Consider the following 18572-nt stretch of genomic DNA (forward strand, 5'->3'; position numbering starts at 1 on the left):
GTGAGGGAAACACGACGGCGGGATCAGCCGACGGTCAGGACTTGTCGAGATACGCGATCTTCTGCGGCACCAGAATCCCGTCGACGAGATCCGCGAGCGGGCGGTGGTGCAGAAGCGTGATGTCCTCGCTCACCACGTCCTCGGCGAGTCCGCGCGCATCCTCGATGACCTCCACGTCTTCGAGCAAGGACAGGAATCGCAGCGAGGTGTTGACGCCGGACTGCAGCGACCCGAGCAAGTCACCTTCGCGGCGTTGTTCGAGATCCACACGGGCCAGTTCGAAGCCGTCGTTGGACCCCGCCACGGCACGCAGACGCTGCATCGATTGGGAGATGTCCTTGCTGTGCGTCATCAGCAGACACAGGCCGGCGTGCTGGCCACGACCGACACGTCCACGCAGCTGATGAAGCTGGCTCACACCGAACCGTTCGGCGTCGACGATCACCATCGTGGTCGCGTTCGGCACGTCCACACCGACCTCGATGACGGTGGTGGACACCAGGACATCGACCTCGCCGCGTCCGAACGCGTCCATGATCGCGTTCTTCTCCTCGGGCGCCAGGCGACCGTGCAACATCTCGACTCGCCGATGCGCGAACGGACCGGCCACGAGAGCCTCGTACTGCTCGACGACCGACGTGGTCTTCGGACCCTTCTCGTCGTCGGGTGCGGGTTCCGGGGCGTCGTCGTCGCCGATGCGCGAGCACACGACGTAGACCTGTCGGCCGGCGTCGATCTCCTCGTTGGCACGGGACCACACCCGGTCGACCCAGTTCTGCCTGCCCATCGGGACCACCGACGTCGAGATCGGCTGGCGGCCGCACGGCAACTCGCGCAGGACCGACGTCTCGAGGTCGCCGAAGGCGGTCATCGCGACGGTGCGCGGGATCGGCGTCGCGGTCATCACCAGGAAGTGCGGGATACGGCCGTCACGGCCCTTGCCGCGCAACACATCACGCTGTTCGACACCGAACCGGTGTTGTTCGTCGATCACCACGAGGCCGAGGTCGAAGAACTCGACCTTCTCCTCCAGCAGGGCGTGCGTACCGATGACGATGCCCGCGGAGCCGGTGACCACGTCGAGCAGCGTCTCGCGCCGGCCTTTGGTCTTCATCGATCCGGTCAGCAGGGCGATACGGGTTGCCCCCTCGGCCGCGGTCAGCTCACCACCCTCGGCCAGGTCGCCCAGCATCTTCTTCATCGTCCGGTGATGCTGCGCCGCAAGCACTTCGGTGGGTGCGAGGATCGCGCACTGGTATCCGTTGTCGACGACCCGCAGCATCGCCAGCAGCGAGACGAGGGTCTTACCGGAACCGACCTCACCCTGCAGCAACCGCGACATCGGTTGCGCCAGAGCCAGGTCCTCGGCGAGTTCCTCCCCCACCGCGAGCTGCCCCTCGGTGAGCGTGAACGGAAGACGCTCCCGCAGTTTGTCCTCGAGACCGCCGGGCACATGCGGGCACGGCGGAGCCGCTTCACTGCGGCCCGCGAGCCGCCGCTGTGCGAGCACCGTCTGGATCGCCAGCGCCTCGTCGAACTTCAGCCGATGCGAGGCGACCTTCACATCGTCCTCGGAGTCGGGGAGGTGGATCTTGCGGATCGCCTCATCGGTGGAGACCAGTCCGCGTTCCCGCCGCTGCGCGTCGGTCAGTGCGTCGGGGATCGGCGCGCAATGGTCCAGCACCCGCCGCACGGCGCCCAGGATGTCCCAGGTCTGCACCTCTTTGGTGGCCGGATACATCGGGAGGATCTCGCGGTCGAACATCGCGACCAACGGATGCGCACCGCCATGCTCCCGGGTGACCTCCTCCTCGATCGCATACATCTCGGTCAGCATCTTGGAGCCGACGACGTGATCGATCTCGGGATCGCCGTCGGGCAGGATCATCCACTCCGGATGGGACAACTGGATCTGCTCGCGGAAGTACTTGACCGTGCCGGCCATCATCACCCGGGCACCGGGGCGCAGCTGGTGCCTGATGAACTTCGGATTGAAGAAGCTCGCCTCGTAGACCTCGTTCTCGTCGGTGACCTTGACCTTAAGGAACTGACCACGGCGGCTCTTCATCTGGATCAGGTCGGACTTGGTGATCCGGCCGACGATGGTCAGCCACTCACCGGGTTCGGGCCGCTGATGGTCGGCCACGAGACCACGGCGGATGTAGCGACGGGGCGTGTAGCGCAGCAGTTCGCCGACGGTGGTCACGCCGAGTGCGGCGAGCTTCTCCGCGGGCTTGGGACCGAGAACGTCGGACAGCGAATCCGCCAGCGCCAGCTCGGTCACTCGACACCCACCTGGAGCAGATCGCTGCGCTGCCCGGTGCGGTAGACCGCGAGTTCGATACCCGGGTAGCTGCGGCGCATCTGTTCCGCGACGGCCTCCAGCGCGGACTCGTCGACGTCGGTGCCGGCGAGCACGGTCACCAGCTCACCACCGGTCGCGAGCATCAGGTCGATCAGGGCGGTTCCAGCCGAGGTCTGGTCGGGCGCCACCACCAGGACGTCGTCGCCGATGAGCCCGAGGACGTCACCGACGTCCGACATCCCGGCCAGCGTCATCATCTTCGTGGTCGCGAGCTGCAGCGACCCCCACCGCGCACCGGCGGCGGCCTCGGCCATCGCATAGGCGTCGATGTCGGGAGTCTCACTCGGATCGTGCACCGCGAGCGCCGCCAGGCACTGGGTCATCGACGACGTCGGGAGCATCAGCACCGAACGCTGCGTCGAACGCACTTCGGTGGTGACGGTGACGAGATCCTGAGAACTCAACGCGCCGTTGGCCATGACCACCACGTGGGCACTGTCGGTGTCGCGGATCGACTGTCCCAAGGCCTGTGCGGTCAGCCCGTCGTCAGCGCGCAGTACGGTCGCCCCGGCCTCGGCGAAGAGGTCGGCGGCACCGTCGCCGAGCGCCACCGCCACCACGGCACGCTTGTGCCGCGGCGGAGGTTCGCTCGAATCGACTTGTGCGCGAATGGCATCGAGCGCGAAGCAGCTGATGCGGACATCCGAGAGCCGGCCGAGTCCCGCGCCGGCCTCCACCGCGGCACCGGGCTCACAGGTGTGGACGTGAACGGAGAAGCGCTCACCCTCGCCGCTCGAGCTGTCGCCGACGATGACCACGGCGTCGCCCAGTTCGTTCAGACGCTCGCGGAGTTCGGCGATCTGTTCACCCGCCGCGCCGTCGAGCAGGTACATCACCTCGAAGTCCTGATCGCTGCTCTCCACGCAGGCGTCGTCGACCCCGTGTCCGAGGGTCGCGCTGTCGGTGAGGATGCCCCGGTAACGGCGCCGGCGGTTGGCCACCCCGGTGATCACCCGGACCATGGCATCGACGATCACGAGGAACCCGCGTCCGCCTGCGTCGACGACCCCCGCGGAGGCGAGGACCGACAACTGCTCCGGCGTACGCTCGAGCGCCTCGGCGCAGTCGTCGGCGACGGCGCGGACGATGTCGGCGGCGGTCTCCTTCTCATGTGCGGCGGCCGCCTCGGCGGCCACTCGAACCAGGGTCAGCACGGTTCCCTCGCGAGGTTCGCTGACCGCGCGGGTCGCGGCGAGCGACCCGAGGCGGAGGCCGAGCGTCGCCAGATCACCGAAGGTCAGGGATTCGGTGTCACCGAGGATCTCGGCGGCGTCGGCCAGGCCGACGAGGACCTGCGACAGGATGATGCCCGAGTTGCCGCGTGCCTGCGCCACCGCACCGTCGGCCATCGCACGGGCGACCTGCGGCAACGACGCGTCGTCCGGTGCGGCCTCGGTGGCCTCCGCAGCCGCCCGCATGGTGAACAGCATGTTGCTGCCGGTGTCCGAGTCCGGGATCGGGAAGACGTTGAGGTCGTTGATCTCGCCTCGCAGATCCTCGAGCTGGTCGACACAGACACGAGCCCAGTCACGCAGCAGCTGCGGGTTGATGGTGCGGGCGATCACGCGGTGACTCTTTCTCGCTCTGACGTGGGCATACGACGGGGCTGCGCCGCGGGCCGAGGGGACGGTCCGGAAGGATGTGTGCAAGGTTACTCGGCGTCCCCGACGACCCGGAGACGTCCGCGCCTCGAGGCGGGACACTGCGACCCGGATTTGGCCACGCCCACCCGAGCTGGTTATCCTTGCAGGGTTGCCTTTCGGTCCACGCGCACACTTCCGGTGGTGCCGATCCGCGAGGCTGACCACGAGACCATATTCATCTATCAAGGGAGTTCGACGATGGCTGCCGTCTGCGACATTTGCGGCAAGGGCCCGGGCTTCGGCAAGTCGGTGTCTCACTCGCACCGCCGTACCAACCGCCGCTGGAACCCGAACATCCAGTCTGTTCGCGTCGAGGTCGCCCCGGGCAACCGCAAGCGCAAGAACGTCTGCACCTCCTGCCTGAAGGCCGGCAAGACCGCAGCTGTCTGATCGTCGTCACCCGTACGCGGGTGATGGGGTTCGAGAGCACGAGACCCGATGCCACCGAGCGTAAGCTCCCCGGCGTCGGGTCTTTGGTGTGTGCGAGATAATGTTCCGCGCATGACTTCCACGCAATCCCCCACCACCGAAACCCCCCAGCCCGACGCGTCGGCTCCCGTGAGTGAGGCCAACGGCGTCCTGACGATCGCGGTGTCGGCTGCGGGCGCGGGCAACTCACTCGACGACGACGGGATCGCCGAGGGCACCCAGGCGCTGCGCGAGGTGGCACGCGGTCGTCGCGACGTCGGCGCGGTGCTCCTCGTCGGTGCGGGCAAGAACTTCTGCGCCGGCGGCAACGTGCGGGCCTTCGCCGCCGCCGACGATCGACCCACCTATCTGCGTCTGATCGCCGACAACTTCCACGCCTTCGTCAACGCCCTCTACGAGGCCGAGGTCCCGGTCGTCGCCGCCGCCAAGGGCTGGGCTGCCGGTGCCGGCATGTCGCTGGTCCTGCACGCCGACGTCGCCATCGGCGGCACCTCCTCCAAGCTCCGTCCCGCCTACCGCGGCATCGGACTCACGCCCGACGGCGGGCTCACCTGGACCCTTCCCCGCGCGGTCGGCGCCGCTCGGGCACGCCAGATCATCCTCACCGACCGCGTCCTCTCCGCCGACGACGCGCTGAACTGGGGAATCCTGTCGGAGATCGTCGCCGACGAGGACGTCGAGACCGTGGCCCGTGCCAACGCCGAGACGATCGCGGCGGGGCCCCGTTCCGCCGACTCCGGCACCAAACACCTGCTGGCCGTGTCGTCGGAGAACTCGCTGATCGAACAGCTCACCCTCGAGGGACGTTCCATCTCCGAACGGTCCGGCCTCGCCGAGGGCATCGAAGGCGTCGACGCGTTCGTCGGCAAGCGCGCGCCGGACTTCGGCAAGACGCGCTGATCTTCTCGGCGTACTGAATACGCCACCGCTCCCTGAGGTGCGAGCGGAGCGAGCCACGAGGGCCACGCGATCCGTCGTCGCCGTGCCCCTCGTGGCTCGTCGCTGTCGCTTCTCGAACCTCAGGCAGCAAGGGGTGGTTGTTCTCCCGGGTTCTCTCGGAGGCGAGAGCGGAACTCAGGGCAACCGCCAGTCCACCGGATCGGCGCCGAGATCGGCGAGTTCTTCGTTGGCCCGGCTGAACGGCCGCGAACCGAAGAAGCCGCGCGACGCCGACAGCGGCGACGGGTGTGCCGAGACGATGGTCGGGACGTCCGGCAACCACTCCTGAAGCCCGGCCGCATCCTTGCCCCACAGGATCGCGACGAGCGGTTCGTCACGGGCGACGAGCGCCTTGATCGCGCATTCGGTGACCGTTTCCCAGCCCTTCTTGCGGTGGGATGCAGGCTCTCCCGGCGCGACCGTCAGCACCCGGTTCAGCAACAGGACGCCGTTGTCGGCCCACGGGGTGAGATCTCCGTTGGTCGGCATCGGATACCCGAGATCCGAACAGTACTCGGTGTAGATGTTGGCCAAGGACCGCGGAATCGGACGCACGTCGGGGGCCACGGAGAAGCTCAGGCCGACAGCGTGTCCCGGGGTCGGGTACGGGTCCTGCCCCACGATGAGCACCCGCACGTCGTCGATCGGCCGGGTGAAGGCCCGCAGGATGTGTTGCCCGGCGGGCAGATAGCGGCGGCCCTCGGCGATCTCGTTGCGCAGGAACCGGCCCATCTCGGTGATGATCGGCTCGACCGGGGCCAGGGCCTCGGCCCAGCCGGGGTCGATGATCTCGGCGAGCGGTTTGGTCGGTGCGGTCACTCCGGTCTCCCCATCAATCCCATCGGTGCGATCATGTGTGTCAGTCGAGTCGCCGCAGCGATTCGCGGTAGTACTTGGCGTTCTGGAAGTACATCTCGCTGTTGAGTTCGGTGTGTCCCTCGGGGACCTCGTAGTTCTCCCGTAGTCGCGCGGGCACACCGAGTGCCATACGACGAGGCGGCACGTCGAACTTGAACGGGACGACGGCTCCGGCCCCGACGATCGAACCGCTGCCGATCGTCGACCCGTTCAGGACCACCGAGCCGGAGGCGATGAGACAGTCGTCGCCGATGGTCGCACCCTCGATGTGCGCATTGTGTCCGACCACGCACCGCGCGCCGATCACGGTCGGCTCGAAGACTGTGCAGTGGATGACCGTGCCGTCCTGGATGTTGCTGCGCTCACCGATGGTGATGGTGCCGTAGTCGCCCCGCAGAACGGCCCCCGGCCACACCGAGACGCCGTCGCCGAGCGTGACGGCTCCGATCACCACCGCGTCGGGGTGGACATAGGTCTCGTCGCCCAGGACGGGCACGCGGTCGTCGAGTGCGTAGATCGCCATACGGAGACTCTAGCCACGTGCAGACACCGGCCCGTGCCCACCCGCGCCGGTCACACGCTCCAGGCCAGCCGGAACCGCTCGGTCAGTGTCTCGGGGGTGTGATCGGGGAAATGGGTGACCTCGTATCGACGGACCGCCACGAGTGCGTCGACCGCGGGGTCGCCCAGGATCCCGCGAAGCAGCGGGGACACCTCCATCCGGTCGACGACCTCACCTTGATCGGTGGACAGCGGCCTCCGCTCACCCGGTGGGCGAGTGCGGGGATCGACGCCGACCTCGGGCGGCAGAGTGGCCCCGCGTTCGATCCCGGCCGCGGCCGCGCCCAAGATGGCTGCGGTGGCGAAGTAGACGTTTGCGGACGGGTCGATGATCTTCACCTCGACATTGGCGCCCCGACCCCGCATTCCCGGAGCATCCTCTTGTGTGCCAACGCCACTCGCGATGTCCACCGTATCCGCACAGACCAGTCGCACCGCCGCTTCGCGGTTCTCCACACCCCAGCAGGCGTGGGCGCCGGCCCACTGTCCGGGTAGCATGCGCAGCCCGGACACCACCGATCCACACAGCACACCCTGCAACTCGAGGATCGCGTCGACGATGCCCGCAACCGCGTGCTCGCCGTCGGGCGTCATCCCGGCGACCCCGGTTCCCCCGGTCAGCAGCGGCCGATCACCGCGGTGCAGCGAGATGTGTTGATGGGCACCGCATCCCGCCTCGTCCACGAACGGTTTGGGTGAAAAGCTGGCACGCAGACCGTGTTTGCGGGCGAGTCGTCCGATCAGGATTCGGGTGAGCACGAGTCGATCGGCCGCGGTGATGGGGTCGGACGGACCGAGGGACACCTCGAACTGCCAGCGCGCGTGTTCGGGATGAAACTGTTCGACGACGATCCCCGCGGCCCGACACGAGATGAGGACATCCCGGACGAACCCCTCGAGTTCGACGAGCCCGGCCGCACCGTACGGCGTCCACAGGGCGGACGGCAGCGGCGTTCCGTCCGGTGCGACGAGCACGAACTCGAGTTCGTGACCCACCATGGCGTGCAGTCCGGCGTCGGCGAGATCGGCGACGACGCGACGCAGTGTGCCGCGAGCGCACTGCGGCACCGGATCACCCGTGAGGCCGAAGAACTCTCCGGGTGCCCAGCTCAAGGTCGGGTCGACCACCATCCGGGCGTCGAGATCGATCCGGATGCGCTGATCCCCCACCACTCCGACCTCGTCGCTGAACGCGATCCCGGTCTGATCGATCGCGAACGCATGCCAGGACGGGCTGGCCCCGAGACCCGCCGATGCGAACGCGGGCACTCGTTCGGGAGTGACCGTCTTCGCCAGCGTCAGTCCGGCCGGATTGACGACGGTCGCGAGAAGGATCGACGACGCTGCGTCGTCAACGGCATCCGATCGCGAGACCATGTCCACAGTGTCATGGAGCGGGGCGATTCCGGTGGCGGAACCGCACGGATCCGCCCCATCATCCGCGCGGAACGGCGAACGACTGCCACCCGTGCAGATCGGGCCCGTCCGGTCCGCCGACGCGCCGGCCGTCGACCCACACCTCTGGTGTCGGCGAAGAGGCCTCCCGGACCGACCCGATCACCGTCCAGCCCTCGGGCACGGACGTGACGTCGAAGGCGGCGAGAAGGTGGTGATCCTCACCCCCGGTCAGCACCCATTCGTCCACCTCGACACCGAGTTCCGTGGCCAGTGGCGCCAGATCGGGACGCCGTGGCACCGCGTCGGCCTCGACGGCCATCGCCAACTGCGCGGCACGCGACATGGTGATCAGTTCTTCGACGAGCCCGTCGGAGATGTCCGTCATCGCATGCGCTCCGGCCGCGGCCGCGACGGGCCCCTGGCTCAGGTCGGGCATCGGAACACGATGCAGAGCAACGACTTCGGACCACAGTGACTCGTCGATGCCCGGCGTCGACAACACCGCGAGACCGGCTGCACTGGCGCCCAGCGGACCACTCACCGCGAGGACATCGCCGCTGCGGGCACCGCCCAGCGAGACCGGCCGGCGACCTTCGAGCGCCCCGACGGCGGTGACGCTCACCACCACCTGTTCCGCTGCGACCAGGTCACCACCGAGAACCCGTGCGCCCAGGGCATGTGCGGCGCCCACGACTCCGTCGTTGAGGTCGAGGACGACGCTCACGGGAGTAGCGGACGGGCAGGCGATGGACACGACGAGCCCGGTCGTCCGGCCGCCCATCGCGGCGACGTCGGCCGAACTCTGGACCACCGCCCGCGCCCCGACCTGCTGCGGCGTCGACCAGTCGAACCGGAAATGCCGTCCTTCGACGACCGTGTCGGTGCTGATCACCGCCGACCCACCGATCTCGAGGACGGCCGCGTCGTCGCCCGAGCCGATCACGATGTCGTCGGCGGGTCCGGCCGCGGTCGCCGCTGCGGTGAGCGCGGCGATCACCGCCCGCTCACCGATCTCCCCCACGGTGTCGGGGTCGACAGAATCGGTGTGGTCGGTGTCGACAATGTCGGTGTGATCGGTGTCGACAGTGTCGAGGCGCTCGGTGCCGACGTCGTCGGAGGTCACTTGTCCGGTCTCACTCTCGTCGGGTCCCCGTCGAGTCGCGCGCGAACGGGATTGTCGGTGACAATGTGTGCCACAGTGTATTGGGCTCACGGCGAACGGTGTTCGCCGCGCAGCGCCCACTGCCGCCGGATTCGACCCCGTGTCGGCGATGGGGGCACAAACGGAGAGGATGCCCGTGGTTCAGGCGTACATACTGATCCAGACCGAGGTCGGTCGGGCCGCCCTCGCGGCGGCGACCATCGCCGAGATCTCGGGGGTCGCCTCATCCGAAGAGGTCAGCGGACCTTATGACGTGATCGTCCGGGTGGATGCCGCCGATGCCACGCAGCTCACCGAGAGTGTGGTTCCCCAGATCCAGAAGGTCGCCGGGATCACCCGCACCTTGACCTGCCCGGTGGTCGGCCACACCCGCTGAATCGGGTTTGCCGGTCCCGGCTTCGGCCAGGACGCGGCCGGCTCCTAGTGTGGTGGCGTGACGTCAGCAGGTTCGGATGACACCCCGCAGGATCCCGAGAACGACAAGGCGGACGACCCGGCGGCCGGTGACCTTGCCGGCCCGGAGGACCCTGCGGTCGACGAGCGGTATGGTGCCGGCTCCCGCCTGAGTCCTGCGCTCATCGCGACTCTCGTCGCCATCCCGGTGATGGTGATCGCGGGCTTCATCGCTTTCGCCGCGTTGCGGCCCGAGACGGTGAACCCCGTCGAGTCATACGCCTCGGACGGCAGCGCGTCTGCGGACTGCACGCGTCTGCTCGACGCGGCGCCCCAGCGGTTCGAAGGATTCGGCGACAAGGAGATCTCCGGGGACCGCGCGACCTGGCCCGCGGAAGCGTCCGGCGACGACCTGACGCTGCGCTGCGGCGTGACGCGGCCGGCCGAGCTGTCCCCGACGAGCAACCTGCAGGAGATCCACGCGGCCGGCCGGGCCGGTGTGCAGTGGTTCATCACCGACACCGTCGACGGTTCCGGACAGGCCTACGTGAGCGTCGATCATCGTCCCTACGTCGCACTGTGGGTTCCGTCCAATGCCGGGAACGGTCCGATCACCGACATCTCGGGCCTCATCGACCAGACGCTCGAACGCGGTCCGCTCGACTTCGGCTGACTCTTCAGGTCAGTCCCGGTAGATCTCCGGCTTGGCGCTGCGGCCGAGCAGGGAGTTGATCGCGTCGGCGACCGATTGCCCGTCATGGCACACCTTGTGCACCGCGTCGGTCAGCGGCATCGGCACCTGGTGCTTCTCGGCGAGCGCGCGCACCGACGAACACGACTTCACACCCTCGGCGACCTGTCCGTTGGTGGCCGCCTGGGCTTCGGCCATCGTCGCGCCCTCGCCGAGTCGGGCTCCGAAGGTCCGGTTCCGGGACAGCGGCGACGAGCAGGTCGCGACCAGATCGCCGACTCCTGCCAGCCCGGCCAGGGTCTCGATCTGTGCGCCGACGGCCACCCCGAGACGGATGGTCTCCGCAAGGCCGCGCGTGATGATCGTGGCGAGCGTGTTCTGACCGAATCCGACTCCGCTCGCGATGCCGCAGGCGAGCGCGATCACGTTCTTGGCCGAGCCACCGATCTCGCAGCCGATGACGTCTGTGTTGGTGTACGGCCGGAAGTAGCGGGTGCTGAATGCGCTCTGCAGGGTGACGGCGCGGGACTCGTCGACGCATGCGATGACGGTCGCCGCCGGCTGCCCCTCGGCGACCTCATGCGCGAGGTTGGGTCCGGTGAGCACGGCAATCCGGTCATCGGCGACGCCGGTGACCTCGGCGATGACCTCACTCATCCGCAACAGCGTGCTGGTCTCGATGCCCTTGGCCAGCGACACGAGCGATGCGTCGGAACCGATGTGCGGGGTCCACTGCGTCAGGTTCTCCCGCAGGGATTGCGACGGCACGCCGCACACGACGATGTCGGCACCTGTCAGTGCGTCCACCGCGTCACTGGTGGCCGTCAGCTCGCCGGGCAACGTGATGTCCGACAGATAATTCGGGTTCACGTGTTCGGAGTTGATCGCATCCGCCAGTTCCGGGCGTCGTGCCCAGATGATCGTCTCGGTTCCCGCATCCACGAGGACTTTCGCCACCGCCGTACCCCAGGAACCAGCACCCATGACCGCCGCGCGCACCGCACTCCTCCTGCCCCGGGTCCGTCTCTTCGGACCGAACGACTACCTGCCCACCCTAATGCCACGCACCGGCTGACCGACCCGGAATGTCACCCACCATCGCGCGGTGCACCATGATGGTCAGCATGGACCACAGCGCCGTCGACATGAGCGTCGACCTCAGCGCCGCCACGGGGAGCCCCGCGGCCGGCGGGGCGACTGTCGCGGCCGTGCTGGCCGTCAAGAGTCTCCAGCGCGCGAAGTCGAGGCTGGTGGCCACGCTGTCGGCCGCCACCGGCCACGACGAACCGACCACGCGGGGCTCTCTTGTCCTGGCGATGTTTCTCGACACCGTCGAGGCCCTTCGAGGTGCCGGCGTCTCGAGAGTGGTGGTCGTCAGTCCGGACGACGAGGTACTTGCCGCGGCGCGACGGGCGGGCACGCACGGACTACCCGAGGTGGACTCGCCCACCGCCGGTTCGGGCCTCAACAGCGCCTTCGGCCACGGTGCGCGGTGGGCCCGTGAGACATGGCCGGATTCGACGCGGCTGGTGTTCGTGCAGGCCGACCTGCCGGCCGCTACCAGCGATTCGCTGCGCGCGGTCCTGCGGGAGGCGCCGGCACACCGTCTCAGCTTCCTGACCGACCGCGACGGTACCGGCACGGTTCTCCTGCACGGCAATCTCCTCCCCGACGAGACCGGCGCTCTCGACGACGCACCTCGATTCGGCCCGGGTTCGGCGGCTGCGCACCGGGCTGCCGGCGCCGTCGAACTCGACCCCGCACACACCCGGTGGATCGACCTGCGCACAGACGTCGACACCGCAACCGATCTCGTCGCCGCACGCGCACTCGGCATCGGCCCCCACACCGCCGAGGCTCTGCGTCGTCTGTGACTGCCGCATGACTTCGCTTGTCGTGTGACGGCGACAGGGACATCGTGCCGTGGACGACGGGGTTCACGGGTCCTGCTCATGCCACGGGCTCCGAGTATGGGTCATCATTGATGGGTGAGCCCTGCCGACGACACCTCATCGACGACCGCCACGGTCACGACCACGCCGATCCCCAATGCCCCGCCGGCCGCAACGCTCGTCCCCGACGAGTCCGCGGACCTGCCCGACGATCGGTATCTCAACCGAGAATTGAGTTGGCTCGACTTCAACTCCCGGGTGCTGGCACTCGCCGAGGACACCTCGCTGCCGTTGCTCGAACGCGCGAAGTTCCTCGCCATCTTCGCCTCCAACCTCGATGAGTTCTTCATGGTCCGGGTCGCGGGCCTCAAACGCCGCGACGAGACGGGCCTGTCGGTCCGATCGGCAGACGGACTCTCCCCGCGGGAGCAGCTGATGCGCATCGCCGGGCGGACCCAGAGCATCGCCGACCGTCACGCCCGCGTCTTCCTCGACTCGGTCCGACCGGCGTTGGCCGACAACGACATCTATGTCGTGTCCTGGTCACAGCTCACCGATGACCAGCGCGCCCGGATGGTCGACTACTTCCAGGACGAGGTCTTCCCCGTCCTCACCCCGCTCGCTGTCGACCCGGCTCACCCGTTCCCGTACATCAGTGGCCTGTCGCTGAATCTCGCGGTGACCGTCAAGGACATCAACGAGAGCGGCGAGCACTTCGCCCGAGTGAAGGTCCCGGACAACGTGAACCGCTTCATCCGGGTCGATCAGCTTGCGCCCTACCGCGGCCCGGACGACGGGACGCACACGAAGAGCGCGGTGTTCCTGCCGATGGAACATCTCATCGCGGCCAATCTCGGCACGTTGTTCCCGGGCATGGAAGTAGTTGAACATCATGCCTTCCGGATCACCCGAAACGCCGATTTCGAGGTCGAGGAGGACCGCGACGAGGATCTCCTGCAGGCCCTCGAGCGTGAACTCGCCCGACGCCGATTCGGTTCACCGGTGCGGCTCGAGGTCGCCGACGACATGAGCGAGCACATGCTCGAGCTGTTGCTGCGAGAGCTCGACGTCAACCCGGCCGATGTCATCCAGGTGCCCGGTCTGCTCGATCTCTCATCGCTTTTCGAGATCTACGACCTGGATCGGCCGCATCTGAAGGATCGTCCGTTCGTGCCGGCAACCCATCCGGCGTTCGGCGAGCGCGAGACACCCAAGAGTGTCTTCTCGACGTTGCGCGAGGGCGACGTCCTCGTTCATCACCCGTACGATTCGTTCTCCACGAGCGTGCAACGCTTCATCGAACAGGCGGCGGCCGACCCACAGGTTCTCGCGATCAAGCAGACCCTCTACCGCACCTCGGGTGATTCCCCGATCGTCAATGCGCTCATCGATGCCGCCGAGGCGGGCAAACAGGTCGTGGCGCTGGTGGAGATCAAGGCACGCTTCGACGAGCAGGCCAACATCAAGTGGGCGCGCAAACTCGAGCAGGCCGGTGTCCACGTCGTCTATGGACTGGTGGGGCTCAAGACGCACTGCAAGACCTGTCTGGTGGTCCGCCGCGAGGGTTCGACGATCAAGCGCTACTGCCACATCGGTACCGGCAACTACAACCCGAAGACCGCGCGGCTGTACGAGGACGTGGGCCTGCTCACCGCCGCCCCCGACATCGGCGCGGACCTGACGGACCTGTTCAACACACTGACCGGGTATTCACGCAAGAAGGAGTACCGCAACATCCTCGTTGCCCCCCAGGGCATCCGGGCGGGCATCATCGAGCGCATCCACCGCGAGATCGAACTCTTCCGCGCGGGCGACGACCGCGCTCGCGTGCAGCTCAAGGCCAATGCGTTGGTCGACGAGCAGGTGATCGACGCGCTGTACCGGGCCTCGCAGGAAGGGGTCCCGGTCGATGTCGTGGTCCGCGGGATCAGCGCTCTGCGTCCGGGGATTGCCGGCGTCAGCGACAACATCCACGTCCGGTCGATCCTCGGCCAGTTCCTCGAACATTCCCGCATCCTGCATTTCGGTGCCCAGAACGAGTATTGGATCGGCAGCGCCGACATGATGCATCGCAACCTGGATCGTCGGATCGAGGTGATGGTGAACGTGCGCGACAAGCGCCTCGCCGGTGAACTCGGCGACATCTTCGCCTCGGCGCTCGACCCGCGCACGCGATGCTGGGTCCTGCAGACCGACGGCAGTTGGGTGGCCTCCCCTGCCGCGGGCGAGGAGGTCCGCGACCATCAGCGACAGATGATGCGCCGCAATCGTCGTCGGCCGGAGATCAATTCGTGACCGGCTCCGCCTTGACGCCGCATCCGGGCAGCGATTCCCGATGACGAAGACGGTGCCTCGGAAAAGTGTGTGGGCCGCCGGCGCCGTCGTCTGGCGGCCGGGTACGTCGGGCTCCACCGCTCCGGACGACATGGAGATCGCCGTTGTCCATCGGCCGCGCTACGACGACTGGACCATCCCCAAGGGGAAGGGTGAGCCGGGCGAGACCCTGGTCGACACCGCGGTCCGTGAGATCGCCGAGGAGACGGGACAACACGTCGTCCTCGGACGGCACCTCGGCGATGTTCACTATGACCTCGGGTCGGGGCGCAAGCATGTGCGCTACTGGTCCGCGCGAGGCGACAACGGTGCGTTCACCCCCGACGACGAGGTCGACGAATTACGCTGGCTCACGGTCGAGAAAGCGCGAAAGACGCTGAGCTACGACCTGGATCGCGAGATCCTGCGCGAGTTCACGCGACTGCCGGCCGATCTGCACACGTTGCTGCTGGTGCGCCACGCCAAGGCGGGACGGCGCTCTGCTTACAGAGGTGACGACCGCCTCCGCCCGCTCGACGCCCTCGGACGAACCCAGGCAGCGGCGCTTGTCCCGCTGCTGCTGGCCTTCGGTGCGCAACGGATCCACTCCGCGGATCGAGTCCGCTGTGAGCAGACACTGGAGCCGCTACGTTCCCGTCTCGGTGTCGAGTCCCGCAGCGAGCCGGACCTCTCCGAGGAGGTTTATCGCGCGGATCCGACCGCGGCACAACACCGAATCCGGGAGCTCGCGTCCGAAATGCCGGACACCCTGGCGGTGTGCAGTCAGGGCAAGGTGATCCCACCGCTGATGGACTGGTGGGCCGAGCACGACGGCATCACCCTGCCGAAGGCCTCGAACCGCAAGGGCAGCGTGTGGGTGTGCTCGCTCCACGACGGCCGGCTCGTGGCGGCCGATCACATCGCGAGTCCGCTTCCGTCCGACTGAGAGTCCCTCCGAACACAGATCAACCCCTGGTGGGGAAGTCACCAGGGGTTGATCTGAAAAGCGGTGTGCCCTACCGGGCCGGTCTTCAGCGGCGCGTCGACTTCTTGGCCGGAGCCTTCTTCGCCGCGGTCTTCTTGGCCGGAGCCTTCTTGGCTGCGGTCTTCTTGGCCGGAGCAGCCTTCTTCGCCGCGGTCGTGGTCTTCTTGGCCGGCGCGGTCTTCTTGGCCGCCGTGGTCTTCTTTGCCGCGGTGGTCTTCTTGGCCGCCGTGGTCTTGGCCGGAGCCTTCTTGGCCGCGGTCTTCTTGGCCGGGGTGGCCTTCTTGGCCGCGGTCTTCTTGGCCGGAGCAGCCTTCTTGGCCGCCGTGGTGCCGCTGCCGCGCTTCACAGCCGGACCGGTGGCGGCGAGCTTCTGCTTGCCGGCCACGACGGCCTTGAACTGAGCACCCGGACGGAACGCGGGAACCGAAGTAGCACGGACCTTCACGGTCTCGCCGGTGCGCGGATTGCGAGCGACGCGCGGCGCACGCTTCCGCTTCTCGAAAACACCGAAGCCGGTGATCGTCACGCTCTCGCCCTTGTTGACCGCGCGAACGATCGTGTCGACGACGAGCTCGACGGCTTCAGTCGCAGTCTTGCGATCCGCGTCGAGCTTCTTGGTCAGCTCATCAATGAGCTCCGCCTTGTTCATGAGTACCTCCGCAAGCTGATCTGACCGGTTTTCGGCCAGCTACCCACACACGGTAAACGTCGAATTTGAAAACGTCCATCTTCCACGCCAATTAGAACGCCGTGTTGCGAAATCGCATAGCAGCTCACAGGGTCTCCGCGTCGCGGGACCCGGCCGTCCGCGCGGCCTCGAGAGGGGTCTCCGGTCAGTCCGCGAGAGTCCTCGGTTTGAACGACGGACGCTTCGACTCGTACTCGGAAATCGCGTCTACCTGCCGCAACGTCAATCCGATGTCGTCGAGACCCTCGATCAGGCGCCACCTGGTGTAGTCATCAATTGCCAACGGCACCACGAGGTCTCCTGCCGTGACGCTCTTATCGACAAGGCTCACCGTGATTTCCATCCCGGGGCTCTCCTCGAGTCGCTTCCACAGCAACTCGACGTCGGACTGCTCGACCTGGGCGGCGACCAGTCCGGCCTTGCCGGCATTCCCGCGGAAGATGTCGGCGAACCGGGACGAGATCACCACGCGGAACCCGAAATCGGACAGCGCCCATACCGCGTGCTCGCGCGAGGAGCCGGTGCCGAAGTCCGGCCCGGCGACCAGAACGGAGCCGTTGCTCCACGGCTCGTTGTTCAGGATGAAGTCCGGGTCGTTGCGCCACCCGGCGAAGAGACCGTCCTCAAAGCCAGTGCGGGTCACCCGCTTCAGGTATTCGGCCGGGATGATCTGGTCGGTGTCGACGTTGCTGCGGCGCAGCGGGACGCCAATGCCCGTGTGTTCGGTGAACGGCTGCATGATGAAAGTCCCTGTTCGGAAGTTGTCTGGAATGTGGTCTGGGGGTTACTCAACCGAGATCGGCCGGAGCGGACAGCGTCCCGCGGATCGCGGTGGCGGCCGCGACGGCCGGTGACACCAGGTGGGTGCGTCCGCCCTTGCCCTGCCGCCCTTCGAAATTGCGGTTCGACGTCGAGGCGCACCGCTCACCGGGCGCGAGCTGATCCGGGTTCATCCCCAGACACATCGAGCATCCGGCCTGTCGCCATTCGGCGCCGGCGTTCAGGAAGACCTCCCCGAGGCCCTCTTCCTCGGCCTGGGCGCGCACGCGCATCGAACCGGGCACGATGAGCATCCGCATGCCGTCGGCGATCTTGCGGCCCTTGAGGATGTCGGCGACCGCGCGCAGGTCCTCGATGCGACCGTTGGTGCACGATCCGACGAACACCGTGTCGACCTTGATGTCACGCAACGGCGTACCCGGCTGGAGATCCATGTACTCGAGGGCCTTCGACGCGGCGCTCGATGCGACCTCGTCACCGAAGTCGGCGGGGTCCGGGACGGTCGCTCCCAGCGGCGCACCCTGCCCCGGGTTGGTCCCCCAGGTGACGAACGGGGTCAACTCGCCGGCGTCGATGTGGACCTCGGCGTCGAAGACGGCGTCGTCGTCGGTGCGCAGGCTGTCCCAATACTCAACAGCCGCATCCCATTCGGCACCCTTCGGAGCGTGCGGACGACCCTTGAGGAACTCGTAGGTGACCTCGTCGGGAGCGATCATGCCGGCGCGGGCGCCCGCTTCGATCGACATGTTGCACACGGTCATCCGCGCTTCCATCGACAGGTTGCGGATCGCCTCGCCGCGGTACTCGAGGACGTAGCCCTGTCCACCGCCGGTGCCGATCTTCGCGATGATCGCCAGGATCAGGTCCTTGGCCGTGACACCGGGGGGCAGTTGGCCGTCGACGTTGATCGCCATCGTCTTGAACGGGCGCAGCGAAAGGGTCTGCGTCGCGAGGACGTGCTCCACCTCGCTGGTGCCGATCCCCATGGCGATCGCACCGAAAGCACCGTGGGTGGCCGTGTGGCTGTCACCGCACACCACGGTCATTCCGGGCTGGGTCAGACCCAGCTGCGGACCGACCACGTGCACGATGCCCTGCTCGGCGTCTCCCATCGGGTGCAGCCGGATACCGAACTCCTCGCAGTTCTTGCGCAGGGTCTCGACCTGGGTGCGCGACACCGGATCGGCGATCGGCTTGTCGATGTCGACCGTAGGGACGTTGTGATCCTCGGTGGCGATCGTCAGGTCGGGGCGTCGCACGGGGCGTCTCGCCAGTCGGAGGCCGTCGAAGGCCTGCGGACTGGTGACCTCGTGGACGAGATGGAGGTCGATGTAGATCAGGTCCGGATTGTTGTTTCCGGACGCATCGGCCTCTCCGGGCACGACAACGTGGTCGCGCCAGACCTTCTCGGCAAGAGTTAGCGGCTGGGCTGGGCTGTTGCTCATGGCTGCACTCGATATCTTCTCGGGTTCGGC

General features: G+C 67.4%; 17 protein-coding genes. 7 read left to right on the plus strand and 10 right to left on the minus strand.

Annotation, left to right across the window (positions count from 1 at the left end; translation table 11 throughout):
- Positions 1–34: 34 nt before the first annotated feature.
- Both recG and NWF34_RS06430 read right to left on the minus strand, forming a co-directional pair.
- Positions 35–2284, minus strand: a complete 2250-nt coding sequence (gene recG / locus NWF34_RS06425; protein WP_159405896.1) for an ATP-dependent DNA helicase RecG — start codon at positions 2282–2284, stop codon at positions 35–37.
- Positions 2281–3930 carry a DAK2 domain-containing protein gene (locus tag NWF34_RS06430; RefSeq protein ID WP_159405895.1) on the minus strand — a complete coding sequence of 550 codons (1650 nt, stop codon included), beginning with the start codon at positions 3928–3930 and terminating at the stop codon, positions 2281–2283. The genes recG and NWF34_RS06430 overlap by 4 nt, the downstream gene beginning before the upstream one ends.
- Before the next feature lie 276 nt (positions 3931–4206).
- On the opposite strand from NWF34_RS06430, the gene rpmB reads away from it, so the two are divergent.
- Together rpmB and NWF34_RS06440 are read left to right on the plus strand one after the other, a co-directional pair.
- Positions 4207–4398: a 50S ribosomal protein L28 gene (rpmB, locus tag NWF34_RS06435; RefSeq protein ID WP_004023092.1), complete on the plus strand. Its 192-nt coding sequence runs from the start codon at positions 4207–4209 to the stop codon at positions 4396–4398.
- A gap of 111 nt (positions 4399–4509) precedes the next feature.
- Entirely contained in the window at positions 4510–5337 is an 828-nt protein-coding gene (locus NWF34_RS06440; RefSeq protein WP_258324420.1) for an enoyl-CoA hydratase/isomerase family protein, read from the plus strand.
- 174 nt (positions 5338–5511) lie between these two features.
- Here NWF34_RS06440 and NWF34_RS06445 read toward each other — a convergent pair whose 3' ends face one another.
- The 4 genes from NWF34_RS06445 to NWF34_RS06460 are packed head-to-tail and all read right to left on the minus strand — an operon-like array spanning position 5512 to position 9256.
- Complete coding sequence (locus NWF34_RS06445) at positions 5512–6195, minus strand: uracil-DNA glycosylase (protein WP_159405893.1); 684 nt, start codon at positions 6193–6195, stop codon at positions 5512–5514.
- 40 nt (positions 6196–6235) lie between these two features.
- Positions 6236–6757: a gamma carbonic anhydrase family protein gene (locus NWF34_RS06450; RefSeq protein WP_159405892.1), complete on the minus strand. Its 522-nt coding sequence runs from the start codon at positions 6755–6757 to the stop codon at positions 6236–6238.
- A gap of 50 nt (positions 6758–6807) precedes the next feature.
- Positions 6808–8172, minus strand: a complete 1365-nt coding sequence (locus tag NWF34_RS06455; protein WP_159405891.1) for a glutamine synthetase family protein — start codon at positions 8170–8172, stop codon at positions 6808–6810.
- Positions 8173–8230: 58 nt separating this feature from the next.
- Entirely contained in the window at positions 8231–9256 is a 1026-nt protein-coding gene (locus NWF34_RS06460) for a thiamine-phosphate kinase (protein WP_159405942.1), read from the minus strand.
- Between the two features lie 229 nt (positions 9257–9485).
- Here NWF34_RS06460 and NWF34_RS06465 point away from each other — a divergent pair, with 229 nt between their 5' ends.
- Together NWF34_RS06465 and NWF34_RS06470 are read left to right on the plus strand one after the other, a co-directional pair.
- Positions 9486–9731, plus strand: a complete 246-nt coding sequence (locus tag NWF34_RS06465) for an Lrp/AsnC ligand binding domain-containing protein (protein WP_159405890.1) — start codon at positions 9486–9488, stop codon at positions 9729–9731.
- A gap of 57 nt (positions 9732–9788) precedes the next feature.
- Positions 9789–10421, plus strand: a complete 633-nt coding sequence (locus tag NWF34_RS06470; protein ID WP_006434799.1) for a DUF3515 domain-containing protein — start codon at positions 9789–9791, stop codon at positions 10419–10421.
- Positions 10422–10430: 9 nt separating this feature from the next.
- On the opposite strand, the gene NWF34_RS06475 is transcribed toward NWF34_RS06470, so the two are convergent.
- Positions 10431–11438 carry an NAD(P)H-dependent glycerol-3-phosphate dehydrogenase gene (locus NWF34_RS06475; RefSeq protein WP_159405889.1) on the minus strand — a complete coding sequence of 336 codons (1008 nt, stop codon included), beginning with the start codon at positions 11436–11438 and terminating at the stop codon, positions 10431–10433.
- Between the two features lie 125 nt (positions 11439–11563).
- Here NWF34_RS06475 and cofC point away from each other — a divergent pair, with 125 nt between their 5' ends.
- The 3 genes from cofC to NWF34_RS06490 all read left to right on the plus strand — a co-directional run bounded on the left by cofC (position 11564) and on the right by NWF34_RS06490 (position 15590).
- Complete coding sequence (gene cofC / locus NWF34_RS06480) at positions 11564–12313, plus strand: 2-phospho-L-lactate guanylyltransferase (RefSeq protein WP_159405941.1); 750 nt, start codon at positions 11564–11566, stop codon at positions 12311–12313.
- A gap of 114 nt (positions 12314–12427) precedes the next feature.
- Positions 12428–14626, plus strand: a complete 2199-nt coding sequence (locus NWF34_RS06485) for an RNA degradosome polyphosphate kinase (protein ID WP_159405888.1) — start codon at positions 12428–12430, stop codon at positions 14624–14626.
- Between the two features lie 40 nt (positions 14627–14666).
- A complete protein-coding gene (locus NWF34_RS06490) occupies positions 14667–15590 on the plus strand; it encodes an NUDIX hydrolase (RefSeq protein ID WP_258324421.1) in 924 nt (307 codons plus the stop codon).
- Between the two features lie 85 nt (positions 15591–15675).
- Here the strand turns inward: NWF34_RS06490 and NWF34_RS06495 are convergent, their stop codons facing one another.
- The 3 genes from NWF34_RS06495 to leuC all read right to left on the minus strand — a co-directional run bounded on the left by NWF34_RS06495 (position 15676) and on the right by leuC (position 18542).
- The gene (locus tag NWF34_RS06495; protein WP_258324422.1) at positions 15676–16278 is read right to left on the minus strand and encodes an HU family DNA-binding protein; all 603 of its coding nucleotides are present in this window, start codon (positions 16276–16278) and stop codon (positions 15676–15678) included.
- Between the two features lie 184 nt (positions 16279–16462).
- Complete coding sequence (gene leuD, locus NWF34_RS06500) at positions 16463–17056, minus strand: 3-isopropylmalate dehydratase small subunit (RefSeq protein WP_258324423.1); 594 nt, start codon at positions 17054–17056, stop codon at positions 16463–16465.
- A gap of 49 nt (positions 17057–17105) precedes the next feature.
- On the minus strand, positions 17106–18542 hold the full coding sequence (gene leuC / locus NWF34_RS06505; RefSeq protein WP_159405884.1) for a 3-isopropylmalate dehydratase large subunit: 1437 nt from the start codon (positions 18540–18542) through the stop codon (positions 17106–17108).
- Between the last annotated feature and the right edge of the window lie 30 nt (positions 18543–18572).

The organism is Gordonia sp. GONU (genome assembly GCF_024733855.1).
Classification (GTDB): domain Bacteria; phylum Actinomycetota; class Actinomycetes; order Mycobacteriales; family Mycobacteriaceae; genus Gordonia; species Gordonia amicalis.

What these genes read in the sequence shown, in the direction of transcription:
- rpmB (WP_004023092.1), top strand. Translation starts at nt 4,207, where the DNA reads ATGGCTGCCGTCTGCGACATTTGCGGCAAGGGCCCGGGCTTCGGCAAG.
- NWF34_RS06440 (WP_258324420.1), top strand. Translation starts at nt 4,510, where the DNA reads ATGACTTCCACGCAATCCCCCACCACCGAAACCCCCCAGCCCGACGCG.
- NWF34_RS06450 (WP_159405892.1), bottom strand. Translation starts at nt 6,757, where the DNA reads ATGGCGATCTACGCACTCGACGACCGCGTGCCCGTCCTGGGCGACGAG.
- NWF34_RS06455 (WP_159405891.1), bottom strand. Translation starts at nt 8,172, where the DNA reads ATGGTCTCGCGATCGGATGCCGTTGACGACGCAGCGTCGTCGATCCTT.
- NWF34_RS06465 (WP_159405890.1), top strand. Translation starts at nt 9,486, where the DNA reads ATGCCCGTGGTTCAGGCGTACATACTGATCCAGACCGAGGTCGGTCGG.
- cofC (WP_159405941.1), top strand. Translation starts at nt 11,564, where the DNA reads ATGGACCACAGCGCCGTCGACATGAGCGTCGACCTCAGCGCCGCCACG.
- NWF34_RS06490 (WP_258324421.1), top strand. Translation starts at nt 14,667, where the DNA reads ATGACGAAGACGGTGCCTCGGAAAAGTGTGTGGGCCGCCGGCGCCGTC.
- NWF34_RS06495 (WP_258324422.1), bottom strand. Translation starts at nt 16,278, where the DNA reads ATGAACAAGGCGGAGCTCATTGATGAGCTGACCAAGAAGCTCGACGCG.
- leuD (WP_258324423.1), bottom strand. Translation starts at nt 17,056, where the DNA reads ATGCAGCCGTTCACCGAACACACGGGCATTGGCGTCCCGCTGCGCCGC.
- leuC (WP_159405884.1), bottom strand. Translation starts at nt 18,542, where the DNA reads ATGAGCAACAGCCCAGCCCAGCCGCTAACTCTTGCCGAGAAGGTCTGG.